A 12,806-nucleotide genomic window follows, 5' to 3' on the forward strand; every position below is an offset into this window, starting at 1 on the left:
TGATAAGTGGTATTTTCGTATATTAAACGCGCTCTACTTTTCCTGACTTTAAGGCACGTGCAGAAACATAAACTTTTTTCGGTTTACCATCTACCATAATACGTACTTTTTGTACATTAGCTTTCCATTTACGCTTATTGGAATTCATAGCGTGAGAGCGTTGGTTTCCACTGCGAGTTTGACGTCCAGTTACAACACATTTTCTGGCCATGTTATCCCTCCTACTTTTCCATGTAATTGCATTTTCATACTTATACAATTTACCATAACTCCTGTTAGAATGCAATGAATCTTTTTCTACTCAATCCATGAGAATAACATTATTTCACATATCAAGAGAAAAGCCTTGACAGATTAACGTAAATCGTACATTGTTATAAGGGGTATTTTTTATATACGTTTATCTTTACTTTTAAAATGGTTCTGCATGTAGTAGAATGTTTTTAGGTAATGTGAGCAGGTATTATAAGGAGGATTCATATGTCCATTGAACTTCATACAAATGATGGTCAAGTAACAATAACGAATGAGGTTATTGCCACAATCGCCGGCGGTGCGGCAGTTGAGTGCTATGGTATAGTAGGGATGGCATCTAAAAGTCAAATTAGAGATGGAATTGCTGAAATATTAAAGAAAGAAAATTATTCCAAAGGAGTAATTGTACGTCAAGAAGACAATAACTTACATATTGACATGTATATTATTGTAAGTTATGGAACAAAAATATCTGAAATTGCGCATAATGTTCAATCGCAAGTAAAATATACGTTAAGTCAATCATTAGGATTAGAAATTGACTCTGTTAATATTTATATTCAAGGAGTTCGCGTTTCACAAGAGTAAGTTACCGAAAGAATCGCACTAGTATTCATTTTAACCGTATGGAGTGTCGGCTCTGACGTTTGTTATAAATTAGTCGTGAAAGCTCTTGTTTATAGAGGAGGAAATATAAAAGTGAGTTTACAGAAGATTGATGGCTCGGATCTGACCCAAATGTTCCTGTCCGGAGCACATCATTTATCAAATAATGCAAAAAACATTGATGCTTTAAATGTATTCCCTGTTCCGGATGGTGATACAGGAACAAATATGAATTTGACGATTACATCTGGTGCAAATGAGGTTAAGCAAATTAACAGCACCAATGCTTCCGTTGTGGCTGAGGCATTCGCGAAAGGATTATTGATGGGAGCTAGAGGCAACTCTGGAGTGATTTTATCCCAAATTTTTCGCGGATTTTCAAAAGGGTTAGAAAAAAAAGAAGCGGTTACATCAGACGAACTTGCTAAGGCGTTTGAAAGCGGGGTATCTACTGCTTATAATGCTGTAATGAAGCCTGTTGAAGGAACGATCTTAACAGTGGCAAAGGATTCAGGTAATCAAGCTGTTGCCATTGCCAAGAAAGAAAAGGATATTATCCAGTTAATGGATCAAATTGTAGTTGAAGCGAAAGCATCTCTAAAACGGACACCTGATCTGCTTCCTGTATTAAAGGAAGTTGGCGTTGTTGATTCTGGTGGCCAAGGTTTGGTAACTATATATGAAGGGTTTTTAGCTGCACTAAAAGGTGAAGAACTTACAGAGGATAATTCGAACATTGATATGGATGAAATGATTAATGCGGAACATCATAAAGTCACACAAGATTTCATGGATACCTCTGATATAGAATATGGGTACTGTACAGAATTCATGGTTAAATTTGAAGATGAAAAATTAGCGGAGCACCCTTTTGATGAAACTACTTTCCGTAACGAACTTAGTGAACATGGAGATTCCCTATTGGTAGTTTCAGATGATGAACTTGTAAAAGTCCACATCCATGCCGAATACCCTGGGGACTGTCTAACGATGGGACAACGGTATGGAAGCCTAGTCAATATGAAAATCGAAAATATGCGTGAACAGCACACCGCTCTTGTCGGAAATAAAGATAAATCACAAGTATCAACAGAAAAAGGAAATTATGCAATTGTGACAGTTGCTATGGGCAAAGGATTGAAAGAGCTTTTAGAAAGTCTTGGAGCGTCTGTCGTAATTGAAGGTGGACAAACCATGAATCCAAGTACTCAAGATATTACAGATGCAATCCAACAAGCCAATGCAAAAAATGTACTCATCTTGCCAAACAATAAGAACATTTTAATGGCTGCTGACCAGGCAGCTGAATTAGCTGATGAAAATGTACGAGTTGTACCTACAAAGACTATCCCTCAAGGTATTAGTGCAATGCTTTCTTTCCATCCTGATGCAAATCTAGATACTAATCAGCAAGCAATGGATGAAGCTCGAAAACAGGTTAAGACTGGTCAGGTTACTTATGCAGTTCGAGATACACAGATAGATGGAATTACCATTGAAAACGGTAATTTTATGGGGATTGAAGATGGAAAAATTATTGCTACAGACCCAGATAAACTAGAAACAGTGAAGTTACTACTTAATAAGATGATTTCCGAGGAAGACGAGATATTAACAATTCTTCAAGGGGAAGACGTTGAAGATAAGGAAGTTCAAATATTAGTTGAATATATTGAAGAAACCTATGAAGATATAGAGATTGAAGTACACAATGGCAATCAGCCGATATATTCTTATATTTTTTCTGTAGAGTGAATGACAAGACTGGCGAAACGCTTTCGCCAGTCTTGTTTTTAGTTATTTTCTGAAACTTAATTTATTAGAACGCTTAAGTGTTGGGGCTGAGTTGTTTCGATCATGGAACAGGCGATGAAGACAGTGATTGTCGAAATATAACATTTTAGGACTAATTAAGGAGCGAAGGCACCTTCCACTTTGCACTGGAACGAGTGAGCGGAGCCGAAATCACCTAACGTAGGCTTTACAAAGAATGCGCTTATCCATGGGAAAGAGAATGATTTGTACTCCTAATAGCAAGAAAAAAGCTTGTAGCAAAACAACTGTGTGTTCTCTACAAGCTGAAATCGCCCAAATAAACGGCAATTTTCATATTCCGATAATCTTCATGATGAAATCAAATAGGAATAAACCAGATATAACAACTAATGCTGTTGATAATTCGCGTTGTTTTCCAATCGCAAATTTCACGATAGGGTATGCAATAAATCCAAATGCCATACCGTCAGCAATGCTATACGTGAAAGGGATCATGACAACAATTAAAAAAGCTGGAAGAGCTTCTGATAGATCATCTAAAGGTAAGTGACGGATATTTTGCACCATTAGAAAGCCAACAATAATTAGAATTGGGCTGATTGCAGTATTGGGAATCATTGTAATCCAAGGTATAATGAATAATGTTCCTAAAAACAATACTCCTGCAATCACAGCTGTTTTTCCAGTTTTCCCTTTGGAAGCAATCACAGCAGCATTTTCAGCAGCTGATACAGTTGGTGAAGTGCCGAAGAATGCGCAAGTAATTGTTGAAAATGCGGTGACTTGATATGCTCGTTTATAGCTTTTATCACGTTGCAACATGTCAAGCTGTCCATGTAATAGACCCATGTTTTCGAAAATTAGGATCATCGCCAATGGAAATACCGCAAGCCAAAAAGAGAGCTCATTAATCGCTGAAAAGGAAGGAAGAAACAGCAGCTCATCCCAAGTAATTGATAGAGCTTTATTTCCAGTTTCAATAATACCTGCAATGGATGCAAGGATCGTACCTGCTATCATTGTTAGCAAAAAGTTAGCTGGGATATTCTTTACAAATAAGAAAATGGCAAGGAACAATGTTAATAAACTAACAATTACGGTTGGAGAAGTAAAGTCTCCAATTGCAACGATGGTATTCGTGCCACTCTTAACTAATCCGCTTTTTTCTAAACCAATTAAGATAAGAAAAAAACCTAAGCCAACTGTAATTGCATGCTTTAAAGAGCTAGGAATAGCGTCTTTTAAGATCACACCTAATTTAGTAAATGCCGTTATTAGAAAGATAACAGCAGCAATTAGAATGACGGCTAAGCCTTCCTGAAATGATAGGTTTGTTCCTTGTACAATGGAGTACGCAAATAAAGCGTTGATTCCCATTCCTGGTATAAGAATTAACGGAAGCTTCCCTACGATTCCCATGATTAAAGTGCCAACAAAGCTTGCAAGAATGGTTGCGATCATGCCGCTTTCAATGGAAATACCTGCCTCACTAAGAATTGATCCATTAACAACAATGATATACATTGTTGTTAAATAACCAATAATACCAGCAATCAACTCTTGCTTTAAGTTTGATTGCAGATGATCTTGGTGTTTACTATCAGGCATATTAACTCCTCATTAAATTCCTGTCCCTCTCCCACCCGATTATAAACGTATAATCCACAAATTAATATTATAGCTTTTTTATTAAACTTCGTCAATTTCCCTTATACTGAAGTGGAATTGCAACCACGCATACAATTTCATTCGTTTATAATAATAACGAAAATGATTATTAATCGTTTTTTTGTTATAATTTAAAGAGGGAATATATCATATAACGAAATTTTAGTTGCAGTTTTTAAATGTTCCCAGTAAGTTGATTAAACGTGTAAATGGGCGGTGGTTAATAATGAAATATAATTCAGTTTTTGATATTATTGGTCCGGTAATGATTGGGCCTTCTAGTTCACATACAGCCGGAGCAGCTAGAATTGGAAAGGCTGCAAGATCTCTATTTGGAAAAGAACCAACATGGGCAAAAATTCATTTATATGAATCCTTTTCCAAAACATATAAGGGTCACGGTACCGATTTCGCATTAGCTGGTGGCCTTTTAGGTTTTGATACAGATGATCCACGTATGAAAGATGCCCTGGAGCTAGCAAAAGAGCAGAATCTTAAGATTGAATTTATTGAGGATAGCGCTGCAGTTGATCATCCTAATACAGCTCGTATTATAGTTGGAAATGACACAGAATCTCTTGAGTTAGTAGGAATATCCATAGGTGGTGGAAAGGTAGAAATTACAGAACTAAATGGATTTGAACTACGTTTATCTGGAAATCATCCAGCTATATTAATTATGCACAACGACCGATTTGGAGCAATCGCTTCGGTAACAACGATCCTAGCTAAGTATCAAATTAATATTGGTCATATGGAAGTTAATCGGAAAGACGTAGGAAAAGAAGCACTCATGGTAATTGAAGTTGATCAGAACATTGATGATTCGATATTGAAAGAATTGGATAATGCAGATCATATTATACAAATCTCAAAAATTGTCAGCTAGATTTTAACAGGAAAGGTGGGAATCTTATGTTTCGTACGGTAAAGGAATTAGTGGAATTTGCAGAGAAAGATAGCATTTCGATCTCTGAGGTAATGATTCGCCAGGAAATGGAAGTAAAGGAAAAGACACGTGAACAGTTATTTGAAGAGATGGAAACGAATCTACAAGTAATGGAAAATGCAATTGAAGATGCGTTAAAGGGAGTTGAATCAGTAACAGGTTTAACCGGTGGAGACGCCGTCTTAATTCAAAATTATATGAAAGAAAAAACCCCGTTGTCTGGTAACTTATTGATGGATGCAGTTAGTAAAGCAATGGGAACAAATGAAGTTAATGCCGCGATGGGAACAATTTGTGCCACTCCGACAGCTGGAAGCGCAGGCTGTGTACCTGGGACACTATTTGCGGTTAAAAACCAACTTCATCCATCAAGAGAACAAATGATACGTTATTTATTTACAGCAGGCGCTTTTGGGTTTGTGGTTGCTAATAATTCATTTATCTCTGGTGCAGCAGGTGGGTGTCAGGCAGAGGTAGGTTCAGCAGGAGCGATGGCATCTGCTGCTATTGTTGAAATGGCTGGAGGTACTCCGCAGCAATCTGCTGAGGCTTTCGCAATGACATTAAAGAATATGCTTGGTCTTGTTTGTGACCCTGTTGCTGGATTAGTGGAGGTTCCTTGTGTAAAACGAAATGCAGGGGGTTCATCATTAGCTATAGTTTCAGCAGATATGGCATTAGCAGGTGTTACTAGCAGAATACCATGTGATGAAGTTATCGGTGCTATGTATCGTATTGGTAAGCAAATGCCTTCAAGCTTACGTGAAACTGGCGAGGGTGGACTAGCAGATACCCCAACCGGACGTTTTCTAAAGGATAAATTATTCGGAATAACAAGTTAGAAGAGTGGAAAAGAGTGATTGTCATGCTACTAGATCCCGTAACAAATGTAAAAGGAATCGGAGGGAAATTCGCAGAAAATCTTGCATTATTGAATATTTATTCGGTTGAAGATTTATTAAACTATTTCCCCTACCGATACGATACATTTGAAATAAGACCACTTAGTGAGTTGGTTCATGAAGATAAAGTTACGATTGAGGGAAGGGTGATTCATGATCCTTCTCTTACTTTTTATGGAAAGAAGAAATCAAGACTCGTTTTTACTGTTGAAGTAGAAGGAGTTGCAGTTAAAGCTGTAATGTTTAATCGGGCATTCGCCAAAAAGCAATTAAAACAAGGTGATACGGTGACGTTAACAGGAAAATGGGATGCACACCGATTGCAAATTACGGTTAGCAATTATAAAAAGGGGCCAGCAAGTCAACAAGCGGAAATTCAGCCCTTCTATTCCTTGAAAGGTGATATTTCTAATATTAAATTAAAAAAGGCAATTCAACAAGCTCTCTCTTCGTATGCCGATCGCATACAAGAAATTTTACCAGAAACCTATTTAATAAACTATAAGCTGCCATTAAGGAAAGATGCGTATCAGTCCATGCATTTTCCTTTAAATCGTGTTGATTTAAAACATGCTAGGCGCCGATTTATATACGAGGAATTTTTATTGTTTCAATTAAAAATGCAATTATTACGGAAATTAAAACGTGAGGCGACGACAGGAAATGCACAGCAATATAAATCGGATCTTGTTCAGGACTTTATAAAAGGTTTTCCCTTTACACTAACTGCTGCCCAACAAAAATCGCTAAACCAAATACTTGCTGATATGAAATCCTCGTATCGAATGAATCGCCTGTTACAGGGGGATGTAGGTTCAGGGAAAACAGCGGTAGCTGCCATCTGTTTATATGCTTCGATTACAGCCGGAAAGCAAGGTGCCCTCATGGTGCCGACTGAGATTTTAGCTGAACAGCACTTTCACTCATTAGTGGAACTGTTTAAAGATAAAGCGAAAATTACATTACTCACAGGTTCAGTAAAAGGGAAAAAGAGAAGAGAAATTACTGAACAAATTAGAGAGCATCAAATACATATTGTTGTTGGAACACATGCATTAATTCAAGAGGATGTCGTTTTTAATGACCTTGGATTTGTTATTGTGGATGAGCAGCATCGCTTTGGTGTAAAACAAAGGCGAGCACTACGTGAAAAAGGGCTGTTTCCAGATGTGTTATTTATGACAGCTACGCCAATACCCAGGACTTTGGCGATTACTTCATTTGGTGATATGGATGTATCGGTGATTGATCAAATGCCTCAAGGACGAAAGGAAATAGAAACATATTGGGTGAAAGAAAATACATTAGATCGTGTGCTGCAGTTCATCGAAAATCAAGTTGCGAAGGGAGAACAGGCTTATGTAATTTGTCCACTTATCGAAGAGTCTGATAAATTAGATATTCAAAATGCTGTCGACGTTTTCCATCAATTACATAGTTTCTATTCAGAAGAAGTGAAAATTGGATTAATGCATGGAAGATTATCGACCGACGAAAAAGATGCGGTTATGAAAGAGTTTGCTGAGAATAAAGTACAAATCCTTGTTTCGACAACGGTTGTTGAAGTTGGGGTGAACGTTCCAAATGCAACTGTAATGGTTATTTATGATGCGGAACGATTCGGGCTATCACAATTACATCAATTACGCGGACGAGTTGGTAGAGGAGCTAAGCAGAGCTATTGTATATTAATTGCTGATCCTAAGGGGGAAACAGGAAAAGAGCGAATGCGGATTATGGCGGAGACTACTGACGGATTTGCCTTATCGGAACAGGACCTGCAATTACGAGGTCCAGGGGATTTTTTCGGGAGAAAGCAAAGTGGTGTTCCAGAGTTTAAGGTTGCTGATATGGTCCATGATTATCGAGCTTTAGAGACGGCTAGGAATGATGCTCAATGGATTATTGAAAACAATTTACTCGATAAGCCAGAGTACCAGTATCTTCAGCGCTATGTAGAAAATAATGCTGCTTTTAAAGAAAAGTTAGACTAAAGAAATATTTGCATAAACAGAAAAGGTATTATATATTACTATTAGGACCAAGTCATAAATAATGATATGGACGGTGCAAGAATGAAGCGACCAAAGGCTGATCGGCAACGATTATTAAAAGATACAATAGAACAAACCCCATTTATAACGGATGAAGAATTAGCGAAGAAATTTGAGGTTAGTATTCAAACCATACGTTTGGACCGAATGGAACTGTCTATTCCAGAATTACGACAACGCATAAAGTCAGTTGCGACGGATCAGTGGAATGAAACGGTAAAAGCATTACCATTGGAAGAAGTTATTGGTGAAGTCATAGATCTTGAATTGGATAGCCGTGCTATTTCTATCTTAGATATTGGATCGGAGCATGTATTTTCTCGTAATAAGATTGCGCGTGGTCACCATTTATTTGCGCAAGCAAATTCATTAGCAGTAGCTGTAATAAACGATGAATTAGCATTGACGGCTAAATCTGAACTGAAATTCACGAGACAAGTAAATGAAGGAGAACGTGTTATTGCTAAGGCTACCGTAGAAGGAAAAGCGAAAGGGTTAACACTTGTTCAAGTGCAAAGTTTTGTAGAGAATGAAATGGTGTTTACAGGCAATTTTCATATGTATCAATCCAACGAGCATAAAGGAGAACACTAAATGAAAATAGCAATAGATGCAATGGGAGGCGATCATGCTCCAAAAGCAGCCGTTTTGGGTGCCATGGAGGCGGTCTCCCAGATTGAAGCATTAGAAATTACGTTAATCGGTGATGAAGAACAAATTAATCAGTACCTAACAAATGCAACAAATATCCATGTCTTACATACCAAAGAAGTAATTACTTCAGAAGATGAGCCTGTGCGCGCTGTTCGCAGGAAAAAAAATGCTTCCCTTGTATTAATGGCTCACGAAGTTAAAGAGGGTAACGCAGATGCTTGTATCTCAGCAGGAAATACAGGAGCGTTAATGAGTGCTGGCCTATTTGTTGTGGGAAGAATTAACGGTATCGATCGTCCAGCTTTAAGTCCAACTTTACCAACGATTGATGGACAAGGTTTCCTACTGTTGGATGTCGGGGCAAACGTTGACGCAAAGCCTAACCACTTACTTCAATATGCAATAATGGGATCCATTTATGCTGAAAAGGTTAGGGGGATTAAACATCCAAGAATAGGCTTATTAAATGTTGGTACCGAGAATGGTAAAGGAAATGATCTTACCAAAAGAACTTTTCAGCTATTACAAGATGCCCCTCTCCATTTTGTCGGAAATGTAGAAGCAAGAGATGTCTTAGCAAATGTTGCGGATGTCGTCGTGACAGATGGTTTTACAGGAAATATAGCTTTAAAAACAATTGAAGGTACAGCTGAATCCATGTTTTCTATGATAAAGGACACATTTATGACATCAACGAAAACAAAGATTGCCGCAGGATTAATGAAAAACGATCTAAAAGCTCTGAAAGGTAAGTTGGACTACTCGGAGTATGGGGGTGCTGGCCTTTTTGGTCTGGCTGCTCCTGTAGTTAAAGCACACGGATCCTCTGATCAACGAGCTATCCTGAATGCAATTAAACAAACTTGTCATATGGTTAATAACCATATAACAGATACAATTAAGCAAACAGTGGAGACAATGGAATTGGATAAGGAGGATTAATCATGAAAAAAGTAGCTTTCATGTTTCCCGGACAAGGGTCTCAAGAAGTAGGAATGGGAAAAGAGTTATATGAAACATATCCAGATATGAAACAGCTATTTGAAGAGGCAGATCGTACGCTTAATACAGATTTAACCAAAATAATGTTTGAGGGGCCGAAGGAAAGATTAACAGAAACAGAGAATGCCCAACCTGCTTTACTTTTAATGAGTGTAGCACTCCACACACTTTTGTTAAAACATGAGGTACAACCAGTTATGACCGTTGGACATAGCTTAGGGGAATATAGTGCATTAGTAGCCGCAGGTGCTATCTCATTAGAAGAGGCACTTCCGTTAGTAGCAACACGTGGTAAGCTAATGGAACAAGCTTTCCCAAAAGGACAAGGGACAATGGCGGCTGTATTGGGATTAGATGTCGAAACTATTCAAGCAGGATTAGACGAAATAGATGATGAGATTGTAGATCTTGCAAATTTAAATTGTCCTGGACAAATCGTTATTTCTGGATCTGTTAAAGGAATAGAACAAGCTACAACTATACTAAAATCTAAAGGTGCAAAACGGGTCATGCCATTAAATGTTAGTGGGCCATTCCACTCTCGTCTAATGAAGGCTGCAAATGAATCATTCGCTAATTATTTAAATGAAGTGTCGATTAAAGATGCAACCATACCGGTATATGCAAATGTTTCAGCTTCACCTGTTCGCGAAAGTAATGAAATCAAGGATTTATTAATTAAGCAGCTTTATTCGCCAGTTCGTTTTGAAGAATCGATAATGAATATGATGGACCATGACATGGATGCATTTGTAGAAGTCGGAAATGGTAAAGTATTGAGTGGTTTGGTTAGGAAAATAAATAGAAGAACAAAAACATTTGCGGTCCAAGATACAGCGTCTTTAGAAGAATTCATAGCTTGGTATAGGGAGGATATTTAATGCTTAACGGGAAAAATGCGCTAGTAACAGGAGCTTCACGTGGTATTGGTCGTGCAATTGCATTAGAATTAGCAAAGCAAGGTGCAAATGTTGCCATTAATTATTCTGGGAATGAGGCGAAAGCCCAAGCAGTAGCTGAAGAAATTAAACAAATGGGAAGAGAAGCATTCATTGTACAGGCTGATGTTGCAAGTGAAACAAGTGTAAAAGATATGATGAAAGAAGTAGTATCTCAGTTTGGATCATTAGATATACTTGTTAATAATGCTGGAATTACGAGAGACAATTTATTAATGAGAATGAAAGAAACTGAATTTGATGAAGTTATAAATACCAACTTAAAAGGCGTATTTGTTTGTACAAAGGCTGTTACCAGACAAATGATGAAACAACGATCTGGGAAAATTGTGAATGTAGCTTCTATTGTAGGTATTAGCGGCAACCCTGGACAAGCAAATTATGTTGCTGCAAAAGCAGGAGTAATTGGGCTAACAAAAACAACTGCGAAAGAGCTAGCTTCCAGAAATATCCATGTTAATGCAGTTGCGCCTGGGTTTATTTCGACAGATATGACGGACGCTCTTACAGAAGAACAACATAATCAGATGTTGCAGATGATACCTTTGGAAAAACTAGGGGAACCAGAAGATGTTGCTAAAGTCGTCCGCTTCTTAGCAAGTGATGATGCTAATTATATTACCGGTCAAACGATTCATATCGATGGCGGCATGGTTATGTAATCATCCATTTACTAATTGAAAGGAGGTGAAATGCCGTGGCAGATGTATTTGATCGTGTAAAAGATATGATTGTTGATCGTCTTGATGTGGAAGAGTCAAAAGTAACTATGGAGGCATCTTTTAAAGATGATTTAGAGGCAGATTCATTAGACGTTGTTGAACTAGTAATGGAACTGGAAGACGAATTTGATATGGAAATTGCTGATGAAGAAGCTGAAAAAATAAATACAGTAGGAGATGCTGTTAACTACATAAATAACATTAAGGGTTAACAGTTGAAGAAAGTCTCGCATGAAGCGAGGCTTTCCGTATATTTTTAACAAATTGAGGTGCCGACATGAATATTGCTCAGTTAGAACAACAATTGGATATTCAGTTTCGAGATCATAATTTAATAACGCAGGCATTTACGCATTCATCCTATGTGAATGAGCATCGTGATGAAGGATATGCTGATAATGAGCGTCTGGAATTCTTAGGAGATGCTGTATTGGAACTAGGCGTTTCCCAATACTTATTCCGGGAGCATCCGCATATGCCAGAAGGAGAAATGACTAAATTACGCGCCTCTATTGTTTGTGAACCTTCGTTAGCAAGTTTTGCTAGAGGATTAGAATTGGGGCAGTTTATTCGTTTAGGGAAAGGTGAAGAACAAACAGGCGGCCGTGATCGCTCCGCTTTACTAGCAGATGTTTTTGAAGCTTTTCTAGGCGCCTTATATTTAGATAAAGGATTTAATGCGTCTTTACAATTTCTTGAAACGTTTGTTTTTCCTAAGATAATAAATGGTGCTTTTTCCCATGCGATGGATTACAAAAGTCAATTGCAAGAGTTAATTCAACAGGTGCGAAACCAGTCCGTGTCTTATAAGATTGTCGAGGAAAGAGGGCCTTCACACCATAAAGAGTTTGTTGCAAATGTATTTTTGAAGGACGAAGTATATGGTTCAGGTGTAGGCAGAACCAAAAAAGAAGCAGAACAGCGTGCCGCCAAAGCAGCGATAGATAAGTATAATGTTTAGAAAAAGGCTGTACCAAAATACAGCCTTTTTCTATGCATTATGATGATTGTTTCCGTACAGCTCTTAATTCTTCAATGAATGCTTGCGTTTCTTGTGCACTTAAATGGCCTTTTTGGTTAATCATATCATACATGAGCTTTAATTCATTATACTTGTTTAAGTCATAATCTTTTGGATCCATAATCGTGCGATTAACGACATCTAATCGTTCTGCAATCCCATCCAATAGTATTTTCAGATTTTCCTCTGTTGGTTGCTCTAAGTTCAATATTCCCCACTCCTTCCATATAAACTTGAG

14 protein-coding genes are annotated in these 12,806 nt (G+C 37.8%); 11 read left to right on the forward strand and 3 right to left on the reverse strand.

The annotated features are described in order from the left end of the window. Positions 1 to 22: 22 nt before the first annotated feature. Positions 23 to 211, reverse strand: coding sequence for a 50S ribosomal protein L28 (gene rpmB / locus JKP73_RS09255; RefSeq protein ID WP_021291621.1), 189 nt, complete (start codon positions 209 to 211; stop codon positions 23 to 25). Positions 212 to 480: 269 nt separating this feature from the next. Between rpmB and JKP73_RS09260 the strand changes: the two genes are divergently transcribed. Together JKP73_RS09260 and JKP73_RS09265 are read left to right on the forward strand one after the other, a co-directional pair. After that, on the forward strand, positions 481 to 843 hold the full coding sequence (locus tag JKP73_RS09260; protein WP_021291620.1) for an Asp23/Gls24 family envelope stress response protein: 363 nt from the start codon (positions 481 to 483) through the stop codon (positions 841 to 843). Between the two features lie 111 nt (positions 844 to 954). Then, the gene (locus JKP73_RS09265; protein WP_038244419.1) at positions 955 to 2,616 is read left to right on the forward strand and encodes a DAK2 domain-containing protein; all 1,662 of its coding nucleotides are present in this window, start codon (positions 955 to 957) and stop codon (positions 2,614 to 2,616) included. Positions 2,617 to 2,967: 351 nt separating this feature from the next. Here the strand turns inward: JKP73_RS09265 and JKP73_RS09270 are convergent, their stop codons facing one another. After that, positions 2,968 to 4,245: an NCS2 family permease gene (locus JKP73_RS09270; protein ID WP_021291618.1), complete on the reverse strand. Its 1,278-nt coding sequence runs from the start codon at positions 4,243 to 4,245 to the stop codon at positions 2,968 to 2,970. 286 nt (positions 4,246 to 4,531) lie between these two features. On the opposite strand from JKP73_RS09270, the gene sdaAB reads away from it, so the two are divergent. The 9 genes from sdaAB to rnc all read left to right on the forward strand — a co-directional run bounded on the left by sdaAB (position 4,532) and on the right by rnc (position 12,508). Continuing rightward, positions 4,532 to 5,194, forward strand: a complete 663-nt coding sequence (gene sdaAB / locus JKP73_RS09275) for an L-serine ammonia-lyase, iron-sulfur-dependent subunit beta (protein ID WP_038244418.1) — start codon at positions 4,532 to 4,534, stop codon at positions 5,192 to 5,194. Positions 5,195 to 5,220: 26 nt separating this feature from the next. After that, positions 5,221 to 6,096 (forward strand): L-serine ammonia-lyase, iron-sulfur-dependent, subunit alpha, encoded by an 876-nt coding sequence (gene sdaAA / locus JKP73_RS09280; RefSeq protein ID WP_021291616.1) that lies wholly within the window; start codon positions 5,221 to 5,223, stop codon positions 6,094 to 6,096. A gap of 23 nt (positions 6,097 to 6,119) precedes the next feature. Continuing rightward, positions 6,120 to 8,150: an ATP-dependent DNA helicase RecG gene (gene recG / locus JKP73_RS09285; RefSeq protein WP_200411140.1), complete on the forward strand. Its 2,031-nt coding sequence runs from the start codon at positions 6,120 to 6,122 to the stop codon at positions 8,148 to 8,150. Positions 8,151 to 8,231: 81 nt separating this feature from the next. Next, on the forward strand, positions 8,232 to 8,804 hold the full coding sequence (gene fapR, locus JKP73_RS09290; protein WP_021291614.1) for a transcription factor FapR: 573 nt from the start codon (positions 8,232 to 8,234) through the stop codon (positions 8,802 to 8,804). After that, entirely contained in the window at positions 8,805 to 9,806 is a 1,002-nt protein-coding gene (plsX, locus tag JKP73_RS09295; protein ID WP_021291613.1) for a phosphate acyltransferase PlsX, read from the forward strand. 2 nt (positions 9,807 to 9,808) lie between these two features. Continuing rightward, positions 9,809 to 10,747: an ACP S-malonyltransferase gene (gene fabD / locus JKP73_RS09300; RefSeq protein ID WP_021291612.1), complete on the forward strand. Its 939-nt coding sequence runs from the start codon at positions 9,809 to 9,811 to the stop codon at positions 10,745 to 10,747. Continuing rightward, the gene (gene fabG, locus JKP73_RS09305; protein WP_021291611.1) at positions 10,747 to 11,487 is read left to right on the forward strand and encodes a 3-oxoacyl-[acyl-carrier-protein] reductase; all 741 of its coding nucleotides are present in this window, start codon (positions 10,747 to 10,749) and stop codon (positions 11,485 to 11,487) included. The genes fabD and fabG overlap by 1 nt, the downstream gene beginning before the upstream one ends. A 35-nt stretch (positions 11,488 to 11,522) precedes the next feature. After that, positions 11,523 to 11,759 (forward strand): acyl carrier protein, encoded by a 237-nt coding sequence (gene acpP, locus JKP73_RS09310; RefSeq protein WP_021291610.1) that lies wholly within the window; start codon positions 11,523 to 11,525, stop codon positions 11,757 to 11,759. Between the two features lie 65 nt (positions 11,760 to 11,824). Beyond that, complete coding sequence (rnc, locus tag JKP73_RS09315) at positions 11,825 to 12,508, forward strand: ribonuclease III (RefSeq protein ID WP_021291609.1); 684 nt, start codon at positions 11,825 to 11,827, stop codon at positions 12,506 to 12,508. A 37-nt stretch (positions 12,509 to 12,545) separates the two neighbouring features. On the opposite strand, the gene JKP73_RS09320 is transcribed toward rnc, so the two are convergent. Further along, a complete protein-coding gene (locus JKP73_RS09320) occupies positions 12,546 to 12,776 on the reverse strand; it encodes a DUF1128 domain-containing protein (protein ID WP_021291608.1) in 231 nt (76 codons plus the stop codon). Between the last annotated feature and the right edge of the window lie 30 nt (positions 12,777 to 12,806).

Source organism: Virgibacillus salexigens (assembly GCF_014905415.1).
In the GTDB taxonomy this organism is placed as follows: domain Bacteria; phylum Bacillota; class Bacilli; order Bacillales; family Amphibacillaceae; genus Virgibacillus; species Virgibacillus salexigens.

Coding starts and splice junctions, on each gene's coding strand:
- plsX (WP_021291613.1), top strand. CDS start 8,805: ATGAAAATAGCAATAGATGCAATGGGAGGCGATCATGCTCCAAAAGCA.
- JKP73_RS09260 (WP_021291620.1), top strand. CDS start 481: ATGTCCATTGAACTTCATACAAATGATGGTCAAGTAACAATAACGAAT.
- fabG (WP_021291611.1), top strand. CDS start 10,747: ATGCTTAACGGGAAAAATGCGCTAGTAACAGGAGCTTCACGTGGTATT.
- recG (WP_200411140.1), top strand. CDS start 6,120: ATGCTACTAGATCCCGTAACAAATGTAAAAGGAATCGGAGGGAAATTC.
- fapR (WP_021291614.1), top strand. CDS start 8,232: ATGAAGCGACCAAAGGCTGATCGGCAACGATTATTAAAAGATACAATA.
- sdaAB (WP_038244418.1), top strand. CDS start 4,532: ATGAAATATAATTCAGTTTTTGATATTATTGGTCCGGTAATGATTGGG.
- fabD (WP_021291612.1), top strand. CDS start 9,809: ATGAAAAAAGTAGCTTTCATGTTTCCCGGACAAGGGTCTCAAGAAGTA.
- rpmB (WP_021291621.1), bottom strand. CDS start 211: ATGGCCAGAAAATGTGTTGTAACTGGACGTCAAACTCGCAGTGGAAAC.
- JKP73_RS09270 (WP_021291618.1), bottom strand. CDS start 4,245: ATGCCTGATAGTAAACACCAAGATCATCTGCAATCAAACTTAAAGCAA.
- rnc (WP_021291609.1), top strand. CDS start 11,825: ATGAATATTGCTCAGTTAGAACAACAATTGGATATTCAGTTTCGAGAT.
- sdaAA (WP_021291616.1), top strand. CDS start 5,221: ATGTTTCGTACGGTAAAGGAATTAGTGGAATTTGCAGAGAAAGATAGC.